This window comes from Burkholderia metallica (assembly GCF_001718555.1).
Lineage (GTDB): Bacteria > Pseudomonadota > Gammaproteobacteria > Burkholderiales > Burkholderiaceae > Burkholderia > Burkholderia metallica.
In genome coordinates this window covers 527,410-545,585 of record NZ_CP013402.1, presented here as the reverse complement: position 1 = coordinate 545,585, position 18,176 = coordinate 527,410, and the positions used below count along the sequence as shown (strand labels likewise).

The following is an 18,176-nucleotide window of genomic DNA, read 5'->3' as shown; positions in this document are numbered from 1 at the left end:
CTGGACAGCCGGGTTCAAGAAGCTCGCCCCGGCCTTTCGTATGAGGACGACCGGACGTCGAGTGACGCGAGCTGAGGGAGCACATCAGAATTCACGATTGCGCAGAATTTCCGCATCGTAACATGGCAACTAGTCACGATGTGACATTTCTCCCGCTCTGGGTTCGGTGGCGGCATTCACCGACCATGTGACCAGGAAATCCCTCGAATCGACCTTCAGTTTATTTACAAAACGCTATCATCGGTCGCGGGCCGTGCTTCGCACACTGGAAATGCTCGGCGTACCTGATTCACCGATCGACGCAGTCAGCTTCGGCAACGCGAAGCCGGTTGCATCGGGCTACGACGACGCGTCGCGGGCACGGAATCGTCGCGCGGATATCGTTCATCGCTGAAGCGCCGGCGTGGCAGGTACCCGCTCCCGCCACGCATTGACCGGCAGAAGCGGTTAGGCACCGATGCCGCGGTCACAAGCCGATGAAGTACGTCCGGACATCCATCTCGGCGGACCACGACTGCACATCGGCGAGTTCATCGAACTCGACCGGCTTCCCCCGGTAAAGGCAACAGTATCCATTCGCCGTTCTATAGACGATGACCCACTCGCAATCGCCACTCGCGTGGTCTTCCAGGTTGCCGGCCAGCACCTCCTTCCATTCATCCAGATGCAGGGCCACCGCCACGCGCCGGCGCAAGACGGCCAGTTCAACGCCGAGTTTCATGCTGCTCCTCCTGGCCGGCAGGCGCTTCGGCCCGAGTCGACGCGTGGCTGTCACGATGCGGCGCTCCTGACGGCCGGCCGCGTTCCGTAGCGCGCCGGTTCTCGGGAAAAATCCTGATACTGCTCGCCACCGCGTCTGCGATGTGTTCCTTGGCAATGACCCCGACCACTTCCATCGCGCCCTCTTCGTCGGGCCGCGTCACGACCACCGCCATGGTCGCGTGCTTCTGACGCAGCTTGCTGATCACGTCGAACGCCGCTTCGCCCGGCGCGACCACGATGAAGTTGCGTTGAGCGAGCGCACCGAGCGTCACCGACGGATGATCGTGCGAGATGGCGCGGCGCAACCCGGTGTTGATGCGAAGCACACCTTGGATTCGGCCCGATCGCGTGACGACCACGTGCCGAAACGGGGGACCATCCAGATTTCCCAGAATGTCACGGAACAGTACGCCCTCGTCCTGCACGAGCACGTCCATTTCCATCAGTTGTGCCGCGTTCTGGACGAGGAACATGTTGGCATGCAACGCGTTCGGAATCATGTGGCCGCGCCGCACGAGCTTGAGCGTATAAATGCTCTCGCGGCACAGCAGGCGCCGGGTCGCAAGGCTGACCGCCACGGCGATGATCATGGGCAACACGATGTCGTAATCGCGGGTCATCTCGAAGATCATCGCGACCGCTGTCATCGCCGCCCCGGTGCCGCCGCCCACCATCGCGCCCATGCCGACCATCGCGAACGCGGGCGCGCTGACGGGGGCGACGGGCAGTACGGCCTGGACGAATGCGGCGAACGCCGCGCCCAGTGCCGCGCCGATGAACAGCGACGGCGAAAAGACGCCGCCGGAAGATCCCGAGCCCAGGCTGATCGAGGTAGCGAACGTCTTGCAAAGCGCAAGCACGATCAGGAACAGGTAGCCGCCGAGCTGCCCGTAAAGCAGCGCCTGAATCGTGGCATACCCCACACCTTCGACGTAGTAATGTCCGGCGAAGCGCATCAACAGATAGATCGTCACCCCGACGAGCAGCATCCCCAGCGCATGACGCGCATAGCGGCCCCGAATGCGCTCGAAGACATCCTCCGCGAAATGAAGCCCGTGGGTCAGTAGCGCCGCGCCCGCGCCGGTCAGGATGCCGAGCGCGGCATACAGCAGCAGCGTCAGCACGCTGCCCGGTCGATCGGGAATCGCACCGAGCTGGGCTGGGACCAGAAACGCCGGCGCGCTGCCGAAAAACAACCGTCCGACGAAGGTTGCGGTCCCAGTCGCCAGCGCGACGGGCAGGAACGTGTTGACGCTGATCTCAGGCATCATCAGTTCGGTCGCGAACAGGACGCCGCCGATCGGTGTATTGAACGTCGCGGCGATCCCGGCGCCCGCGCCTGCCGCGACGAGCGTGATGCGCTGGCCGGCGGTCATCCTGACCGCTTGCCCCAGCGTCGAGCCGAGCGCCGAGCCGATCTGGATGATCGGCCCCTCTCTGCCGACCGCCGCGCCGGTGCCGATTGCGAACGCGGATGCCAGCGATTTCACGATCGCGACCACCGGCCGAATCACGCCGCGCTTGAAGTAGATCGCGTCCATCACCTCGGGCACGCCGTGCCCCTTCGCTTCCGGCGCAAAGGTGCAGACGAGCCACGTCACAACCAGGCCACCGGCAACCGGCACGAGTATGACGAACGCCCCCCATACGGAAGTGGGCGTGAACTCGCTCGCGTTGTACGAGGCCGAAAGCCGGCCGAGGAAAAACGCGTTGTGCACGAAACCGATCAATCCGCGAAATGCCGCGGCGCCGATTCCGGTGACGACGCCGACCACGATCCCCAGGCAACTCAGGCGATACATGTCGATCGGCTGCGCGTCGTCTTCCGTTGGCGTCGAACGCTGGACGCGACCGGTTTCCACGCGAGGCGATGCGAGTTCGCCGGCCGCGCCGTCCTCTTCCGCTGTCGATCCCGAAGTCATGACGCCCGCCTGTGTCGAGTGTGTCGATCCGTCAACTGGTCTCGTTCATGCGCCCCATCATGTCCGACGTCTCGCCGGCATCGAGCGCATTGCGCATGGCGAGCACCAGCACCACCACGCTCCAGGCGGCGACCAGCAGGATGTCCCAGCCGAAACCGATGACGCCCAGGCCGCCGCCAATTCCGCCCATCCACGACAGCAGCCACAGCCCGCCGAACCACGGGAGCAGCCACGCGATGTGCTGCCAGCCGAAGTCGCGCGCGCTACGGCGCAACACGACGTGATGGTGAAGCGCATAGAGGACGAAGCCGACCGCCACCAGCGAGAACAGGAAGTTGTTGGTCTTGAAGCCGGTCCAGTAGATGACGAGGTTGCTGCACACGAATGCGAGCGGCGCGATCAACCCGGCCCCGCTCATGCGGAACGGCCGCTGCAGTTCCGGCATGTTGCGTCGCAGGACGAGCAGCGCGATCGGCCCGAGCCCGTACGTGAGCACGGTGATCGACGTGATATAGCTCACCATCTGCTGCCACGCCGGGAACGGCATCAGGAACAGCACACCGACCGCCCACATGATCAGTACGGCAACCCAGGGAATCCTGTTGGCATTCAACCGCGTCAGCATGCGTGGGCCCGCGTCCAGTTCTCCGGCCGCGAACAGGATGCGCGAGCCGCCGGTGACGTACATCAGGCCGGTGCCCCCTGGCGACACGTAGGCGTCGATGTACAGCAGCGTGGCCATCCATCCCATGCCGAGGGTCGTTGCGAGCCCTGCGAACGGCCCCATTTCACCCTTGAAGCTGAGGTTGTTCCAACCGGCGGCAAGATCGGCCGGCGCAAGCGCGTAGATGAATGCGACCTGCAACAGGATGTAGATGACGGCCGCCAGAAGGACCGCGCCGATCACGGCCAGCGGAATGTTTCGATGCGGATTGGCGCTTTCGCCGCCGAGGTCGATCGCCGTTCGAAAGCCCAGATAGCTGAAGACGATGCCGGCGGCCGGCAGCGCGGTGAACATGCCGGACACATGGTAGCTGCCGGGCGCCGCGTGCATGACGCCCCAGTGCGTGCTCGCGCCCAGCAGGCCGGCTATCGTCAGAAGCGGCACGAGTATCTTCCACCACGTGATGGTCGAGTTCACCCCGAGCAGCCAGCGGATCACCATCAGGTTCAGCAAGGCCATGACGCCGAGCAGGCCGGCGCAGGCGACGAAGCCGGCAGCCGTCAGCAAACCCGCGCTTCCGGGCTGGATGAACCACGGGAGATAGTTGTTCGCGTACGTGACGATCGCCTCCGCCTCGACCGCCGGAACCGGCACGTACGCCAGAAACAGAAGACCGCACCAGATGCGGCCCAGTCCGGCGCCATGACTCGCATGGCTCATGTGCACCAGCGCTCCGCTGCGCGGAAACAGCGCCGCGAGCTCGGCGAAACACAGGGCGATCAGCATGATGATGACCGCGCCGAGTACCCAGCTGCCGATGCTCAGCGGGCCGGCGATGCGCGATGCGTGATAGGCGCCGAACAACCAGCCGGAACCGACCATGCTGGTCGTGCTGGCGAACAACAGCCCGATGATTCCGGCGTCACGCCGGAGCTTGCCTTCCAGATTGAGGCTCGAGGTCGTGCTCATATGCCGCTCCTTGCAAACGACCTCCCCCTGCTGCGTGTGTGTTGGTTCTCCCGCCCTTGCCGTGATCGCGACGACCGACAAATATCGGCCGACCCGGCGAATCCGCGCACGTCGCTGGCGCGCGCTCAGTTGATATCGGTGACGTCCTGGAAAGCCCAGCCGAACGACTGGATTTCCGACTTGTGCAAAGCCGCAACCTTGCGCAAGCAATTCGCCCCTTTTTCCGTCAGATGGATCTCCGCTTGCCTTCGATCCTGCTCGCTCGTCCGACGCCGGACGAGCCCGGCCGCTTCGCAGCGCGTGATGAGCGCCACCGTGCCATGCGAGGACGCCTGCAGCCGTTCGGCAATCTCGCCGACCGTCGCCCACGAGCGGTCCGGAAACGCACAGGTGTGCAACATCAGCATGTACTGCAAAGGCGTCAGCCCCTCGGCGCGCAGGATTTCCTCCGAGAAACGCAGAAAACGCCGCAGACGGTAGCGAAATTCCGATAGCTGCTCGAGGTCGTGTTTCGTGACGCTTGCGCCGGCCTTTCGATTGCTTGCTGCCATCACGAACTCCGTGAACACCGGGAGTTTTCTGGAATCATGTCATCACGTGACCTAAAATATAGGCGCGCGTGACGGGGAGTGCAAAGTGCTTTCATCGGTCGCTGCTTCGGTCGCATTGTGGATTGACCCCATCAACCTGAATCGGTGAGGAGAAGTGGACGGCATTTCGATACCGCTGCTGGTCGCCCTGGTCGTCGCGCAGCCCGGTTATTCGACACACTCGTATGCGGGAACGGCGAGCCAAGGCGTTGTCCCGTCGCCGAATATACTGCATGTGGGTCGCTCGCAGCCATCTCGAGATTCCCCTTCGAGATCCCGCAATGGATGGGCGGGCAATCGGCCTTATTACCCGCTCTACATCCCGAGTGTCACGTATCACGCTGACGGCTGGGGTGCCCACTCCCTGCTGTCGGGCAATCGATTCCGGTGGTAATCCGTCTCGCCTGAATCCTGCCCGTCCACTGCGGCGGGCATGTTCCTTTGTGCGTCATTCCCCGAAGGTTTCCTGATCACTATCGCTTCGCGGGCGAAGGGATCGAACTCACTCGTGTGTCTTCTCATGGGCGAGTCTGATAAAGGATAAAGACGCGCAATATCGAGCTTGCGCTTCAGGAGCACGGGCGTTGCATACGCGCATGCAAACGGCGCCAAGGTCGCCCGATTATCACCACGGCGCGGTACCCCGGCGCAGCATCAAAATGCGGCTATTCCGGACGTTTGTTAAATAGCGTGAATGACCGCCAACGAGCGCACGATTTGCCGTAGTATCCGGCCGTCATCCTGGCTGATGCCGAACGCGGTCGACCGACCGTGGGCGCCCGCCGTGATTTTAATTTTCGGGGCTCGACTCGGGCGCCGATTTTATCCGAACGCTTACACCGATCATGTTCCAGTCTCCCGGAGATTCATTCGTCAACGGTTCGTTGCTCGGCCTGTGCGTCGAGATGCCGCTTGCGGCGATCGTTTCGCTGGCGATGCACGGTGTCGACTGGAACGGACAGCGCATCGCGATGCTCATCGCGACGCCGGTGCTGATCGCATGCATCGCGCTGCTGACCCGCCCGGTCGCATTCAGCACGGTCTGGAAGCACAAGCGCTCGCCGTTCGTGCTCGACGACAACGTGCGCGCATCGATTTACGGCCGGCTCTGCGGGATTGCGATCGGCGTCGTGTTCGGCATCATGGTCGCGACGACGTTCGCCTGACCCGCTCCCGCAGGATTGCCCGGCAAACCTCACGCCGGGCTTGAAGCCCCGTTCATGCGCGGAAAGCGGCGCTTGAGACGGCGCGTGTTCACCCGAATGCTCCGCTCACGCGGGCGTATTCTCATTGCCTCCGGTCACGTCGCCGCCAGTAGCGCGTTGAACGAGGTATCCCACAGCGGCGCGACACTCGCCGGCCCGTCCAGCACACCGATCCGCGCGAATACATCCGCGACCTGCTGATGCTGCGCGATCACGTCGGGCGTTACCGGCAGCAGCGCGTAATCCTCGCTGCGCTGCTCGAACATCGCGACGAGATCGGCAACCGGCACGCGCGTTTCGCGATTCTGCACGAGCGCATAGTCGCGGAAATGTCCGTTCGCCCACGCATATGCGCGCCGAAACCGCAGCAGCAGGTCGCCCGTCGCCGCACGACGGCGCACGTCGTCGAGCGTGCGCGGGTTCGCGTACACCGGAAAATTGCCCGACAGATAGCCCTTCCCTGTCTTCAGCACGCGCGCACCGTAGCGATTGCGTGCGAGCTGGCCGTTGTAGCCGTAGATCGCCCACGCGTCGATGTCGCCCCGGTCGTAGGCGGACAACCCGTCGGTCGGAGACAGGTTGATCGGCTGGATGTCGTCGAAGCTCAGGCCGGCTTCCGCGAGCTGGCGATACAGGAAGTAGTGCGACGTCGTGGCGCGCACGTACCCGACGCGCTTGCCCTTCAGATCCGCGATGCTGCGGATCGACGTGTCCTTGCGCGCGAGTGTCACCTGGTTGTTCAGGTCGTCGCGCACGCGCGCGATGAGCCGCACGTTGGCCTTCTGGCGCGCGGCGAACACGGCCGGAATTTCGCTGCCCGAACCGATGTCGAGCGCATCCGCATTGAGCGCCTCGATGTGCAGCACGCCGTTGTTCAGCTCGCGCCACTCGATCCGGTATGGTGTGTCGGCAAGCCCGGCCGCCTGCAGCAGCGCACGCCAGCCGCCCTTGTAGGTCGCGACGCGCAACGTGGTGCCGGCGAGATCGGCATTGACCGCGGGGGCGGCGAATGCGGCCTTCGCGGTCAATGGGGCGAATGGCGCCGCGACGAGCGCGGCGCCGGCAAGCAGCAAACGGCGGCGTACCGCCAAAATTGACGACATCGGGTGCTCCTGTCGACCGGTCGCTCGATCGGGAAATGAACGTTGCCGCGTCAATGCAGCACCGGAAAGCCGTGGCGTTCGGCCAGCAGTTCGAGGATGCGGCGCGCGTCGGTGACGAAGCGCACGTCGCCGAGCGTTTGCGCGTCGTCCGGCGCCGGCTGGTCGCGGCCGAGCACGAGCACCGGCAGCCCCTGGTGTGCATCGTCGAGCGCGTCGATCACCGCGTGTCGCGGCCGCTCGAAGCCGACGCGTTTCACGTCGATTCGATCCGCGCGATCGGGCGCGCTGGCGAGCAGCCCCTCGATCGACAGACCATGCGGGCAGACGAAGCGCCGGCCCGGATGCTTCGGATCGGCAAAGCCCGCTTCCAGCAGAAACAGCACATCGCGACTCATATCCAATGGCTCCCGTGTGAGTTGTTCAACCGGGACGAACGCACTTGCGCACCTTGCCGTTCCCGGAGCATGCCGACACCTGGCCGGACGCCCGACTCTACCGTCACGCGTTGCACGGTCCTACCAACGTTTTGCGGAATCGATATGCGGGCGCACGTAGCGCATCGGGCGAGCGCCGCAAAGCGGACGTTGCGTAAAAACATCGCAAGCGTAGCTGCGTGTATTGCGGACATCGAACGATTTCAGCGATCGATATGACGACGCCCGCGTGTTTCCGCCGCGCGACGTTCGCCGTTCGCACGATGTGTTCGCCGCAGCAGGGTCGCCGGACGCGATCGCGGCGCACATGCCGGGTTTGCGGCAACGCACATTGCAATTCGGCCGCGCAGCGATTTGCAAATCACGGATCGACCGTTCGCCGGCACGGCCGTCGTCAATAGCATCGTGATCCTCGCAGACGTACCCATAAAAACAGAGGATAGTCATGATCAAGAAATCGGTAGTCCTGGGTTTGGTTTCGATCGGTTCGGTCGGCGCGCATGCGCAGAGCTCGGTCACGTTGTACGGCGTCGTCGACGCCGGTTTCGCCTATACGAACAACCAGGGGGGCGCAAGCAACATCCAGCAGACGAGCGGCAAGCTGAGCGGCAGCCGCTGGGGCCTGAAAGGCGTGGAAGATCTCGGCGGCGGCCTGCAGGCGGTCTTCACGCTCGAAAGCGGCTTCCGGCCGAGCGACGGCGGGCTCGGCCAGGGCGGCCGCCTGTTCGGCCGTTCCGCATACGTGGGCCTCGCCAGCAAGGGGCTCGGCACGCTGACCTTCGGCCGCCAGTACGAGCCGATCACCGACCTCGTCGCGCAATACTCGGGGTCGGGTTTCTGGTCGCCGGCCACGCACGTGGGCGACAACGACAACATGAACCAGAGCTTCCGGCTGAACAACGCGGTGAAGTTCCGCAGCGACACGATCGCCGGCTTCACGGCCGACCTGCTCTATGCGTTCAGCAACCAGGCCAACGGCGGCGCGGGCACCGGCTTCTCGAACAACAACGCATGGGGCGCGTCGGCGAACTACGTGAACGGCCCGCTGTCGGCAGGCGCCGGCTACGTGCGCTTCAATCATCCGAATGCGACGTCGAATACGGGCGGCGCGGTGGGCGGCGCGACGTCGACCACCGGCAACGACTACAGCGGCGCGTTCTTCTACGGGCTGAACGGCGGCGTGCGCAAGCAGCAGATCGGCGTGGTCGGCGCGAACTATGCGCTCGGTCGTGCGACGCTCGGCTTCGCGTGGAGCCACACGCAGCTCGACTATCTCGACGGCTCGTCGCGCAAGTTCAACAACTACGACGTGAACGCGCGTTACCAGATCACGCCGGCGGCCACGCTGATCGGCGTCTACACGTTCACCGACGGGCGCGCGAGCGGCCTGCCGGGCACTGGCGGCCAGACGCTCAAGCCGCGCTGGCACCAGTTCACGCTCGGGTTCGACTATGCGCTGTCGAAGCGTACCGACCTCTACCTGTCCGGCATCTACCAGCTTGCGGCCGGCGATCCGAGCACGTCCACGGCGGGCGGCTATCGCGCGATCGCGTCGATTGCGAACATCGGCAGCGCGTCGTCGACGAACCGGCAGGTTGCGGTCGTCAGCGGGCTGCGCGTGAAGTTCTGACCGCGCGCAGGCCGGGCGCGGCGGGGCGCCGCGCGTTAAGCAACGAGGGAATCGTTGTGTGCCGCGCCGTGCCGGCTTGCCGAGAACGGGTGCTGCCGCTGCCACGCGACGCCGGCTTGCTGTGCTGACGTCGGGCCGCGAATGCATCGTGTAGCGTGCGTTTTCGCGGACGAGCCCGTCGATCGCGTGGCAGCCGCGCGGATCAGTTCTCCGTCGAGCAGCGGACCGACGTCAGGCCGGCCGATTCGACGATCCGCATCAGTTGCTTCAGCATCACGTCGGCGGCGGCCGCTTCGCGCCACTGCACGAGCAGCTCTTCCTCGCGCTCCGCGTGCGCGGCCGCTTCGTGAAAGCCCCGCGTCCGGCACGTGAAGCCGGCGTCGCGCAGTCTCTCGATCAGCCGTTCGCGCGCCGCCGAGCCGCGTGGATATTCGACTGCGATCAGCGCGGTCCTGACGCGCCGCAGGCGCTTTTCGACGAACCGCAGCGGCCAGATGACCAGCAGCGCGAGCGCCAGCCCGAGCACCCCGAGCGACAACTGGCCGCCGCCGATGCACAGGCCGATGACCGTCACGAACCACAGCGTCGCGGCCGTGGTGACGCCGGACACCAGCCCGTCGCGATGCAGGATCGCGCCGCCGCCGATGAAGCCCATCCCCGTCAGGATGCCGAGCGGCAGCCGCATCAGATCGAGCACGGCGAACGCACCCTGCGGCTTGCCCGCCTGCGGCAACAGCGCATTGACCTGCAGCATCGCCAGGCACGCGGCGAAACACACGAGGATCGTCGTGCGCAGTCCGGCCGTCTTGCCGGATTCGCTGCGGTCGAGGCCGATGAGCCCACCCGCGACGAGCGACAGCACGACCCTGATCAGCACGTCGCTCCACTGCAGTACGGCCGGCATCGGCTCCATGGGCGCCTCCTTCGTGTTCGAATCGTCATGCGTCGTGCGTCACGCGAACGCCTTCGACGCCGCTGGCAGGACGCAAGGATCGAACCTGCTTTGCGCGTTCGGAAGTGCCCTGGAACCGTACCTGACCGGATACGAAAGTGCTCTCTATCCGGATTTTCCCGCCATTTCTGTACCCGACCGGATACGACGCGACGTTTGACAGCAGGCAACGGCAGTTTCGTTCCCGTATGGAAACGAAAGCGCGCCTCGATCGGTGAGTTGTGCGATACTGTTCCCGATCGGATACGAAACACGGAGAGCGTCATGTCGGAGAGTCAATCCGTCGACACGATCGGCGCCCTGGCCCACCTCGTGCGTGCGGCGAGGCTTCAGCAGGGCTTCACGCGCGACGCGCTCGCGAACGCGACCGGGCTGTCGCCGAAGTTCATCAGCCATGTGGAAGCGGGCAAGCCGACCGCGCAGATCGGCAAGGTATGGCTGCTGCTCGCGGAACTGGGCGTGCGGCTGTACGCCGAGTCGTCGGTCGAGATCGCCGAAGCCACCGCGATCAAGGCTGCGCAACGTCGCAGGAGCGCGCATGGCGGCTAGAACGCTGATCGCATCCGCGAACGGCATGCGCATGGGCACGCTGACCGACGACAAGGGAATCTGGTCGTTCGCGTACGACCCGCAATGGCTGGCCAATCCGGCCGCGTACCCGCTGTCGCCGGCCTTCGCGTTGCGCACCGCCCCGTTCACCGACACGTCGACCGATCGCCCGGTGCAGTGGTTCTTCGACAACCTGCTGCCCGAGGAAGGCATGCGCACGTCGCTTGCGCGCGAGGCGAAGGTCGATGCGGCCGATGCGTGGGGCCTGCTCGCGTATTTCGGTCGCGAATCGGCCGGCGCGCTCACGCTGCTGGCCGACGGCGAGCAGGAAGCGCCCGGCAGCCGGCAGCCGCTTTCGTTCGACGAACTCGAACGCCGCATCCAGGCGATGCCGCAGCGCGCGCTGACGGCCACCGCGCCCAAGCGGATGTCGGCGGCCGGCGCGCAGCAGAAGCTGCTGCTGATCCTGCGCGGCGAAGCGCCGGACTACACGCTGTTCGAACCGGTCGGCAGCGAGCCGTCGATGCATCTGCTGAAGCCGGACATGCGCGCCGCCGGCTATCCGCATTCGGCGATCAACGAGTTCTTCTGCATGAAGCTCGCGAAGCGGATGGGCCTCGACGTTCCCGACGTGCATTTCCTGCGTGCGCCGTCCGCCTGCTACGTGATCGACCGTTTCGACCGCGATACCTCGGCGGAGCCGGCCGCACGCCTGCATACGATCGATGCGATGCAGTTGCTGAACTACGATCGAGGCTTCAAGTACCAGCGTGCGAACGCGGAAGAACTCGGCCGCGCGATCGCGCAAACCAGCACGCGCGCGCTGGCGCGCCTGTCAGTGTTCCGCTGGACGATTTTCAACGTGGTGGTGGGCAATGGCGACGCGCACCTGAAAAACCTGTCGTTCTTCGTCGACGCGCGCGGCTACCGGCTTGCGCCGTTCTACGACCTCGTCAGCACGGTCGTCTATCACACGCCCACGCACCGGCCCGACCATCGCGGCGACGATTGGCCGCATTGCGAGCTGACGATGCCGCTCGGCTCGGCGACGCGCTTCTCCGACATCGACACAGGCGCGCTGGTCGCGTTCGGCAGCGCGCTCGGGCTCAGGGACAAGGCCGCGGAAAGCGAACTGCTGCGCTTTCTCGAGCCGCTCGAGCGCAACGTCGCGCAAACGCTCGACGAAGTGCGCGAGATCGCACGCCCCGACGCCGGTGAAATCCGCCTGCTGAACTCGATTGTCGCGATGCCGATCGCGGAGATGAGCCGCGCGCTTCGCAACGCGCGCGGGTGAGCGGCCGCACGGATTTCGCGCCGGCCGCCGGCTCCGGTCTGCGCACGCGCCTGCGTATTTCGCCGTGTGCGCTCGGGTTTCAGCGACGTACCGCGAAGGCATCGATTCCGGTTTGCTGCGCGGACCACGCCCACAGACGCGCTGCGGCTTCCGGGTCGATCGCATGCGGCCGCACGCCCGACTCCTCGTCGCCCTGCGTGACCACCGCGACGTCGCAATCCTCGCAATAAACGCCGCCGATGCCGGCGAGGCGCGGCGACGTTGCCGCCCCATACCTGGGTTGCCGCGCCCTGCGCGGGGGTCTTGAACGTCGGATCGATCGGCACGCCGTGCTCGTCCACCCAGCCCTGCGCCATCATTTCTTCGCGTGTCAGGTGGCGCTGCAGCGGCGTTGCGATCTTGCCCGGATGCAACGACCAGGCGCGCACGCCGAACGGGGCACCGAGCGCGTCGAGCTGCACCGCGAACAGCGCGTTGGCGGTCTTCGACTGCCCGTATGCCAGCCATTTGTCGTAGCCACGGGCGAACTGGATGTCGTCCCAGCGAATCGGCGACAGCCGGTGACCGAGGGACGACACCGAGACGACGCGGGCCCCGTCGCGCTGCGCGAGCACGGGCCACAGCCCGTTGACGAGCGCGTAGTGGCCGAGATGGTTGACGGCCATCTGTGCTTCCCGGCCGTCGCCGACGCGGGTCTCGGGGCACGCCATGATGCCCGCGCTGTTGATGACGATGTCCACGTCGCGTCGCGCATCGACGAACCGCGCCGCGAAAGCGGCCACGCTTGCGAGATCGGCGAGGTCGAGTACCGCAATCTCCACACCGGCGATGCCGCGTGTTGCATCGCGCGCGGCATCGGCATGCCGTGCGCCGACGACGACGGTCGCACCGGCCTGCGCCAGCGCGCGCGTCGTTTCCAGACCGAGACCCGAATGGCCGCCCGTGACGATGGCGGTCTTGCCGTGAAGGTCGAGATCGGCCAGTACGTCGCTTGCCGTCGATGCGGCGTCGAATCCGGAATGAAGGGGGTGTTGCCTGCTCGTCATGGAAGGCTCCTGGAACGATGCGCGCAGCACGCGCCGCCTGTCGGTCGCGTCGCTGCACAAGGTCATTTTCCGGCGACACCTCCGGACTGTGAATGCAATAAAATCCGGCTTTTCGTCGAGATCGTCCGGAGCTTGAACGTGGATCCGCTGTCGGAAGTGTTGTCGCTGCTGGAAACCCGCGACTCGTATTTCACCGGACTGAGAGCCGGCGGCCCGTGGGCGGTTGCCATTCCGCCGCCCGAGGGCATCAAGTTCAATGCGGTCGTCGAAGGCAGTTGCTGGCTGACCGTCGACGGCACCCCACCCGTCCGGCTGCGCACGGGAGACTGCTTCCTGCTCGCGTCGCCGCGGGCTTTTACGCTGGCGAGCGACCCATCCGTCACGCCGGTGCCCGCCGCCGACATGTACCGGAACATCGAACACGGTATCGCGCACCACGGCGAACCGGTGAACTGCTTCCTGATCGGCGGCCGCTTCTCGTACGAGGAAGGCATGCCGTTGCTGCTCGGCAGCTTGCCGCCCGTGGTGATCGTGAGCGGCGACTCAGAACAGGCGGCGGTATTGCGCTGGGCACTGCAGCGCCTCGCGCATGAATTCGGCAGGCCGTCGCCGGGTGCGTCGCTGATGGTTCGGCATCTCGGTCACATGATGCTGGTCGAGATCCTGCGGCGCTATGTGGACGACGGTGCGAAGAGCGACGCCGGGTGGCTGGCCGGATTCGCGGATTCTCGGGTGAGCGCGGCGCTCGTCGCCATTCACGCGGAGCCCGCACGGCGCTGGACGGTCGACGAGCTTGCGACTTGCTGCCATGTATCGCGTTCGACGTTTGCGCTGCACTTCAAGCGGCGGCTGGGATTCGGGCCGCTCGAGTACGTACTGCGCTGGCGCGTGCAGCTCGCGATGCGGGAACTGCGACGCTCGAACGCATCGATATCGGCGATCGCGCAGATGCTCGGCTACGACTCGGACAGCGCGTTCGGACATGCGTTCAAGCGCATCGCGGGTCGCTCTCCCCGTGCCTATCGTCATGACTTCGCGAGCGAATCGGGCGATTAGCGTCGTCTCGGGGGGCGCTACTACCGCTTTTGTGTTGGTGCCCCACCCCCTTTCAGCCACGCAGGCGATGCTGCGCTCCCCAGATGGGTTTGATTCGAATCACAGATATCTGGATAAGTATAATTATCACGATAGCATTGTTGTAAATCCAAACTCGCATTTGCACGAATGCCCCGCATGCAGCGGGGCGTTCGTCGTTCAGCGCCCGATCGGCAGCCCCGTCGGCTCGATCCAGCCCAGCTTGTAAGCGATCAGCAGCGACAGGAACAGCGTGACCGACAGTCCGACGCGCGCCGCGAGCGACCATGCCATCCGCTTGGACTTGCCGCGATCGTGATTCATGAAATACAGCGCGAAGATCAGGCTCGCGATGATCATCGCGAAGGCCACGGAAACCAGCAGCGTTTTCATTGGTGATGCCCTTGAAGATCGGAATCGGCCCGTATCAGTTCGGTCAGTTTTTGCCGTTCGTCGGCGAGCGCGCCGACGCCCGACGCCGGCCAGTCCAGCGCGACGCCATTGCTCAGCGAATCGCGCACGAGCGCCTGGTAGCGCCGGTCGTTGATCCGGCCATCGTCGATCGTTGCCGAGATCGCGCGCCGGAACGGCAGCGGGAAACTCGCGTATGCGCGCGACAGCGCCGCATATTGTCTCGCATCGATCTCTTTCGACGATGGTATGACAGTCCAGATCACCACGGCCACGATGGCCGTGAACGGGATCGCGGTGTATCGAAGAATGAACTTGATCGGGGTCATGAAACGGTGGGCAGTGTGATCGCACATGCGGGCGGCGCGGCCATCCGACGGGGAAGTCGCGCTCGGGCCGCGCCGCATGCATTGTACTGAAAGCCCCATCGGGATAACAGAGTATGATAATGGCGTTATCATAATCATCACATGATTCGAGCAATCCGGTGCCGGTCCGCAAGCGGCGTGCCAGCCCTGCTGTCCGGCGCCGGTGTTCCCGTCCGTGTCCGCGATCCGCGGCGATCGAGCGAAGCCCCTATGCCAGCGCAGTATTTTCGAAATCTGACGGGAAAACACCGTAGCGCGACCGCGAACCGTCAGCTCGGCTTTTCGCTGGCGTTCGTCGCCGGCGCCACCAATGCCGGCGGCTTTCTCGCGGTCAAGCAATACACGTCGCACATGACCGGGATCGTGTCGGCGATCGCCGACCAGACGGCGCTCGGCGACGTGCGCTTCGCGCTGGCCGGCATCAGTTCGCTGGGCTCGTTCCTGATCGGCGCAGGCTGCTCGGCAGTCCTCGTCAACTGGGGCCGCCGCCGCGGCCTGCAAAGCCAGTTCGTGCTGCCGCTGCTGGTCGAGGCCGCGCTGTTGCTCCTGTTCGGGCTGCTCGGCAGCCACCTCGCGCTGTGGGAAACCTTCTTCGTGCCGGTGACCGTGACGCTGCTGTGCTTCATCATGGGGCTGCAGAACGCGACGATCACGAAGCTGTCGGGCGCGGAGATCCGCACGACGCACATGACCGGCATCGTGACCGATCTCGGCATCGAGCTCGGCAAGCTGTTCTACTGGAACCGGTCGGCGGCCGGCGTCGATGCGCATGCGGTCATCGCCAACCGCGCCAAGCTGCGGATTCACGCGACGATGCTCGGGGCGTTCTTCATCGGCGGCGTGGCAGGCGCGATCGGCTTCAAGCGTGCGGGGTACGTGTCGACCGTGCCGCTCGCCGCGATGCTCGTCATGCTCGCGATCGTGCCGGTGATCGACGATCTGCTCGCGTTGCTCCGCAGCAGGCGCTGAGCGTGCCCCCGGGAAGCGTTTCCGGCGGTGGCGCCGAAAGCGGATCGATTATAATTTGATTAACATATCGACCACCCTCGCGCTGCAATGGAAACGAAAACCGCCCGCCTGACCGTCCTGATCGACCCTGCGAAAAAAGAAGCCTTCGAGATGCTCTGCGCGGAGCAGGATCTCACGCCTTCGCAAGTCGTGCGGCAACTGATCCGCGAGTATCTCGACCGCCATGGCGTGACGTACAAGACCCAGAGCGCGCTCGGCAAGCGCGTGAAGTAAGCGCGGTAGCACAAACCACGCACGTGGCGGCACTTGCATGGCGGCTACGCGCCGATTTCCCACCGCCCGTGCGGCTGCGCAAGCAGCACCATCCGCTGCGGGTCGACGCTCTCCCCCGCCTTCATGCGCCTCGCCGTGGCCGCCAGCTTGAGCTCGCCGGCTTTGGTGCACGCCAGTGCGCGTTCGAGCAGGATGCGCAGTGACGGCAGCCGGTTCCCGCCCTTCCACGCGAACGCGATGAAATTGTTGTCGTCGCCGCACGGCACCAGCGTATACGACGCGCCGAACACCGCTCGCAGCTGCTCGAGATGCTGCGGCAGCGCCGGATCGTCGTCCATGAAGTTGATGGCGAGCACGCCGGTTTCGCTCAGGCGCGCGTGGCATGCCGCGAGGAATGCAGTGCCCGCACACCGGCCCCGCATGCCGTCGGCAACGAACGCATCGTGCAGGATCACGTCCGCGCGGACATCGGCCCGTTCCAGATGATCCGCGCCATCGGCCCAGATCACCTTGAACCGGCCGTCATCAGAAGGAATCCTGAATACGTCCCGTAGCGCGATCACGTCCGGGTTGATCTCGACCGCGTCGATCGCCGAGCCGGGCAAGTGCCGGTAGCAGTATTTCGCCAGCGAACCGCCGCCGAGCCCGAGCATGCAGATGTGCGCAGGCTCGGGCTGCAGCAGCAGAAAGCCCATCATCACGCGCGTATAGCCAAGCTCGAGCCGGCCCGGGTCGCGGAGCGACATGAAGCTCTGCGTGCCGAAATGGTCGAAGTGCAGCGACAGCGCGTGCTGTGTCTCCAGCACGAACGGCCGGCCGTCGTTCAGCGGTGTCGCCAGAAATCTGACGAATGCGTCGTAGGAAATGCGTTCCTCGGCCATGAGCGGAGACTCGGTTGCGAACGGTGGATCGGGGCGTGCGCGCTCAGACTTTCTTCAGGTAGCACGCCTTCAGCATGAAGCCACCCATGTCGGTCTTGCAGTCGACCTCGTGATCGCCGCCGACGAGCCGGATGCTCTTGACCTTGGTGCCCATCTTCAGTGTGATCGACGAGCCCTTCACGCGCAAATCCTTGATCAGCACGACCGAATCGCCGTCCGACAGCACGTTGCCGTTCGCGTCCTTGACGACGTCGGCCGCCGGTTCGTCGCCGGATGCGGCGCCGGCGTCGGCCGACCATTCATGGCCGCAGTCGGCGCAGACGGTCAGCGCGCCGTCCGGGTAAGTGTTTTCCATCGCGCATTGCGGGCAGGCGGGGGCGTTCATTGCAGCTTCCATTGGGGAGAAGTTGGGGGTGGTCGATGACGAGGCCGGCCGAGCGGATTGTGCGCCCGGATATGTTGCCGCTCATCCTGCGGCAGCGCCGCGGGCCGGCATTGATGCACACGGCATTATAATGTAATTCACATGATCACATCGATGCATTATAATCGCCGTTTTGCGACGATCCGCGAACTTGAACGTGCCTTCGCCGCGGATGTCGGCGCGTTCGCGCTGAATGGCGTGTGCAAACGACCCGGTGCGATGCACCGCGGTCGTGCGCGAAATCACGATACGCCGGCCGCACGAGGTCCGCGACACGCGCGCAATCCTGCGTGTCGCGCATGCCCGTGTGCTGTCGCCCCGGCGGCACGCACCGACCCCGATCCCCTGTCCGGAGGCTTTCCAGCATCGTGGCAACCGTCGTGTACGTTCAAATCGGCCCTGCATGGAACCGCGATCGCGGCCGTGCCGCGCGCGACGCAACCGTCGACGCGGCCCGCCGTTTCGACAGCGACATCCAGCTGATCGCGAACGGGCACAGCAGCAACGCAAAAGACGGTGGCGCGATCGCGTCGATGCAGGTACACGGCGGCACGTCGGCGCAGGTGCTCGCCACCGGCCCCGACGAGGACGCGGCGCTTCAGGCGCTGCTGCCGTTGCTGCAAGCCGGCTGACGCCTGGCGTCGCCGATCCCGCGG

At 65.2% G+C, this 18,176-nt stretch carries 21 protein-coding genes and 1 pseudogene; 9 read left to right on the top strand and 13 right to left on the bottom strand.

All coding sequences use genetic code 11. The features are described from left to right. Positions 1–166 precede the first annotated feature (166 nt). On the top strand, positions 167–394 hold the full coding sequence (locus WJ16_RS33455; RefSeq protein ID WP_208607003.1) for an OmpA family protein: 228 nt from the start codon (positions 167–169) through the stop codon (positions 392–394). A gap of 72 nt (positions 395–466) precedes the next feature. Here the strand turns inward: WJ16_RS33455 and WJ16_RS18360 are convergent, their stop codons facing one another. The 4 genes from WJ16_RS18360 to WJ16_RS18345 all read right to left on the bottom strand — a co-directional run bounded on the left by WJ16_RS18360 (position 467) and on the right by WJ16_RS18345 (position 4,868). After that, positions 467–721, bottom strand: coding sequence for a hypothetical protein (locus WJ16_RS18360; protein ID WP_069258481.1), 255 nt, complete (start codon positions 719–721; stop codon positions 467–469). Then, positions 705–2,684 carry a chloride channel protein gene (locus tag WJ16_RS18355; protein ID WP_084636066.1) on the bottom strand — a complete coding sequence of 660 codons (1,980 nt, stop codon included), beginning with the start codon at positions 2,682–2,684 and terminating at the stop codon, positions 705–707. Before WJ16_RS18355 ends, WJ16_RS18360 begins: the two co-directional genes overlap by 17 nt. A 31-nt stretch (positions 2,685–2,715) precedes the next feature. Further along, positions 2,716–4,317: an APC family permease gene (locus WJ16_RS18350; RefSeq protein WP_084636065.1), complete on the bottom strand. Its 1,602-nt coding sequence runs from the start codon at positions 4,315–4,317 to the stop codon at positions 2,716–2,718. A 125-nt stretch (positions 4,318–4,442) separates the two neighbouring features. Further along, positions 4,443–4,868, bottom strand: coding sequence for a MarR family winged helix-turn-helix transcriptional regulator (locus WJ16_RS18345; RefSeq protein ID WP_069258794.1), 426 nt, complete (start codon positions 4,866–4,868; stop codon positions 4,443–4,445). 884 nt (positions 4,869–5,752) lie between these two features. Between WJ16_RS18345 and WJ16_RS18340 the strand changes: the two genes are divergently transcribed. After that, positions 5,753–6,073, top strand: a complete 321-nt coding sequence (locus WJ16_RS18340; RefSeq protein ID WP_069258480.1) for a hypothetical protein — start codon at positions 5,753–5,755, stop codon at positions 6,071–6,073. 134 nt (positions 6,074–6,207) lie between these two features. On the opposite strand, the gene WJ16_RS18335 is transcribed toward WJ16_RS18340, so the two are convergent. The 3 genes from WJ16_RS18335 to WJ16_RS34280 all read right to left on the bottom strand — a co-directional run bounded on the left by WJ16_RS18335 (position 6,208) and on the right by WJ16_RS34280 (position 8,096). Next, positions 6,208–7,215: an ABC transporter substrate-binding protein gene (locus WJ16_RS18335; protein WP_069258479.1), complete on the bottom strand. Its 1,008-nt coding sequence runs from the start codon at positions 7,213–7,215 to the stop codon at positions 6,208–6,210. Positions 7,216–7,265: 50 nt separating this feature from the next. Then, positions 7,266–7,610, bottom strand: a complete 345-nt coding sequence (locus WJ16_RS18330) for a DUF3088 domain-containing protein (protein ID WP_069258478.1) — start codon at positions 7,608–7,610, stop codon at positions 7,266–7,268. 120 nt (positions 7,611–7,730) lie between these two features. Continuing rightward, on the bottom strand, positions 7,731–8,096 hold the full coding sequence (locus WJ16_RS34280; protein ID WP_157126809.1) for a hypothetical protein: 366 nt from the start codon (positions 8,094–8,096) through the stop codon (positions 7,731–7,733). On the opposite strand from WJ16_RS34280, the gene WJ16_RS18325 reads away from it, so the two are divergent. Then, on the top strand, positions 8,095–9,279 hold the full coding sequence (locus WJ16_RS18325; RefSeq protein WP_069258477.1) for a porin: 1,185 nt from the start codon (positions 8,095–8,097) through the stop codon (positions 9,277–9,279). The two genes, WJ16_RS34280 and WJ16_RS18325, sit on opposite strands and share 2 nt — an antisense overlap. Before the next feature lie 202 nt (positions 9,280–9,481). Here the strand turns inward: WJ16_RS18325 and WJ16_RS18320 are convergent, their stop codons facing one another. Then, the gene (locus tag WJ16_RS18320; protein WP_069258476.1) at positions 9,482–10,192 is read right to left on the bottom strand and encodes an MgtC/SapB family protein; all 711 of its coding nucleotides are present in this window, start codon (positions 10,190–10,192) and stop codon (positions 9,482–9,484) included. 303 nt (positions 10,193–10,495) lie between these two features. On the opposite strand from WJ16_RS18320, the gene WJ16_RS18315 reads away from it, so the two are divergent. Then, positions 10,496–10,780, top strand: coding sequence for a helix-turn-helix domain-containing protein (locus WJ16_RS18315; protein WP_069258475.1), 285 nt, complete (start codon positions 10,496–10,498; stop codon positions 10,778–10,780). Then, positions 10,770–12,074 carry a HipA domain-containing protein gene (locus WJ16_RS18310; RefSeq protein ID WP_069258474.1) on the top strand — a complete coding sequence of 435 codons (1,305 nt, stop codon included), beginning with the start codon at positions 10,770–10,772 and terminating at the stop codon, positions 12,072–12,074. The genes WJ16_RS18315 and WJ16_RS18310 overlap by 11 nt, the downstream gene beginning before the upstream one ends. A gap of 79 nt (positions 12,075–12,153) precedes the next feature. On the opposite strand, the pseudogene WJ16_RS18305 reads toward WJ16_RS18310, so the two are convergent. Beyond that, a pseudogene (locus WJ16_RS18305) lies at positions 12,154–13,120 on the bottom strand (SDR family NAD(P)-dependent oxidoreductase). Here WJ16_RS18305 and WJ16_RS18300 point away from each other — a divergent pair. Further along, complete coding sequence (locus WJ16_RS18300; RefSeq protein ID WP_418219855.1) at positions 13,007–14,176, top strand: AraC family transcriptional regulator; 1,170 nt, start codon at positions 13,007–13,009, stop codon at positions 14,174–14,176. The pseudogene WJ16_RS18305 and the gene WJ16_RS18300 overlap by 114 nt on opposite strands. Before the next feature lie 198 nt (positions 14,177–14,374). Here the strand turns inward: WJ16_RS18300 and WJ16_RS18295 are convergent, their stop codons facing one another. Then, on the bottom strand, positions 14,375–14,587 hold the full coding sequence (locus tag WJ16_RS18295; RefSeq protein WP_006489184.1) for a twin transmembrane helix small protein: 213 nt from the start codon (positions 14,585–14,587) through the stop codon (positions 14,375–14,377). Continuing rightward, positions 14,584–14,934, bottom strand: coding sequence for a hypothetical protein (locus tag WJ16_RS18290; RefSeq protein ID WP_069258473.1), 351 nt, complete (start codon positions 14,932–14,934; stop codon positions 14,584–14,586). Before WJ16_RS18290 ends, WJ16_RS18295 begins: the two co-directional genes overlap by 4 nt. A gap of 249 nt (positions 14,935–15,183) precedes the next feature. Here WJ16_RS18290 and WJ16_RS18285 point away from each other — a divergent pair, with 249 nt between their 5' ends. Beyond that, positions 15,184–15,942 carry a YoaK family protein gene (locus WJ16_RS18285; protein ID WP_069258472.1) on the top strand — a complete coding sequence of 253 codons (759 nt, stop codon included), beginning with the start codon at positions 15,184–15,186 and terminating at the stop codon, positions 15,940–15,942. 87 nt (positions 15,943–16,029) lie between these two features. Next, positions 16,030–16,215 carry a ribbon-helix-helix protein, CopG family gene (locus WJ16_RS18280; RefSeq protein ID WP_069258471.1) on the top strand — a complete coding sequence of 62 codons (186 nt, stop codon included), beginning with the start codon at positions 16,030–16,032 and terminating at the stop codon, positions 16,213–16,215. 44 nt (positions 16,216–16,259) lie between these two features. On the opposite strand, the gene WJ16_RS18275 is transcribed toward WJ16_RS18280, so the two are convergent. Together WJ16_RS18275 and WJ16_RS18270 are read right to left on the bottom strand one after the other, a co-directional pair. Further along, complete coding sequence (locus WJ16_RS18275; RefSeq protein ID WP_069258470.1) at positions 16,260–17,096, bottom strand: class I SAM-dependent methyltransferase; 837 nt, start codon at positions 17,094–17,096, stop codon at positions 16,260–16,262. Between the two features lie 43 nt (positions 17,097–17,139). Further along, positions 17,140–17,493, bottom strand: a complete 354-nt coding sequence (locus WJ16_RS18270) for a zinc ribbon domain-containing protein YjdM (protein WP_404822563.1) — start codon at positions 17,491–17,493, stop codon at positions 17,140–17,142. 407 nt (positions 17,494–17,900) lie between these two features. Between WJ16_RS18270 and WJ16_RS18265 the strand changes: the two genes are divergently transcribed. Then, on the top strand, positions 17,901–18,152 hold the full coding sequence (locus tag WJ16_RS18265; protein WP_069258792.1) for an HPr family phosphocarrier protein: 252 nt from the start codon (positions 17,901–17,903) through the stop codon (positions 18,150–18,152). The last annotated feature ends 24 nt before the right edge of the window (positions 18,153–18,176 follow it).

Coding starts and splice junctions, on each gene's coding strand:
- WJ16_RS34280 (WP_157126809.1), bottom strand. CDS start 8,096: ATGACTATCCTCTGTTTTTATGGGTACGTCTGCGAGGATCACGATGCT.
- WJ16_RS18300 (WP_418219855.1), top strand. CDS start 13,007: ATGGCCGCCCGTGACGATGGCGGTCTTGCCGTGAAGGTCGAGATCGGC.
- WJ16_RS18340 (WP_069258480.1), top strand. CDS start 5,753: ATGTTCCAGTCTCCCGGAGATTCATTCGTCAACGGTTCGTTGCTCGGC.
- WJ16_RS18345 (WP_069258794.1), bottom strand. CDS start 4,868: ATGGCAGCAAGCAATCGAAAGGCCGGCGCAAGCGTCACGAAACACGAC.
- WJ16_RS18275 (WP_069258470.1), bottom strand. CDS start 17,096: ATGGCCGAGGAACGCATTTCCTACGACGCATTCGTCAGATTTCTGGCG.
- WJ16_RS18280 (WP_069258471.1), top strand. CDS start 16,030: ATGGAAACGAAAACCGCCCGCCTGACCGTCCTGATCGACCCTGCGAAA.
- WJ16_RS18335 (WP_069258479.1), bottom strand. CDS start 7,215: ATGTCGTCAATTTTGGCGGTACGCCGCCGTTTGCTGCTTGCCGGCGCC.
- WJ16_RS18295 (WP_006489184.1), bottom strand. CDS start 14,587: ATGAAAACGCTGCTGGTTTCCGTGGCCTTCGCGATGATCATCGCGAGC.
- WJ16_RS18285 (WP_069258472.1), top strand. CDS start 15,184: ATGCCAGCGCAGTATTTTCGAAATCTGACGGGAAAACACCGTAGCGCG.
- WJ16_RS18320 (WP_069258476.1), bottom strand. CDS start 10,192: ATGGAGCCGATGCCGGCCGTACTGCAGTGGAGCGACGTGCTGATCAGG.
- WJ16_RS18315 (WP_069258475.1), top strand. CDS start 10,496: ATGTCGGAGAGTCAATCCGTCGACACGATCGGCGCCCTGGCCCACCTC.
- WJ16_RS18355 (WP_084636066.1), bottom strand. CDS start 2,684: ATGACTTCGGGATCGACAGCGGAAGAGGACGGCGCGGCCGGCGAACTC.
- WJ16_RS18360 (WP_069258481.1), bottom strand. CDS start 721: ATGAAACTCGGCGTTGAACTGGCCGTCTTGCGCCGGCGCGTGGCGGTG.
- WJ16_RS18270 (WP_404822563.1), bottom strand. CDS start 17,493: ATGGAAGCTGCAATGAACGCCCCCGCCTGCCCGCAATGCGCGATGGAA.
- WJ16_RS18290 (WP_069258473.1), bottom strand. CDS start 14,934: ATGACCCCGATCAAGTTCATTCTTCGATACACCGCGATCCCGTTCACG.
- WJ16_RS18350 (WP_084636065.1), bottom strand. CDS start 4,317: ATGAGCACGACCTCGAGCCTCAATCTGGAAGGCAAGCTCCGGCGTGAC.
- WJ16_RS18310 (WP_069258474.1), top strand. CDS start 10,770: ATGGCGGCTAGAACGCTGATCGCATCCGCGAACGGCATGCGCATGGGC.
- WJ16_RS18330 (WP_069258478.1), bottom strand. CDS start 7,610: ATGAGTCGCGATGTGCTGTTTCTGCTGGAAGCGGGCTTTGCCGATCCG.
- WJ16_RS18325 (WP_069258477.1), top strand. CDS start 8,095: ATGATCAAGAAATCGGTAGTCCTGGGTTTGGTTTCGATCGGTTCGGTC.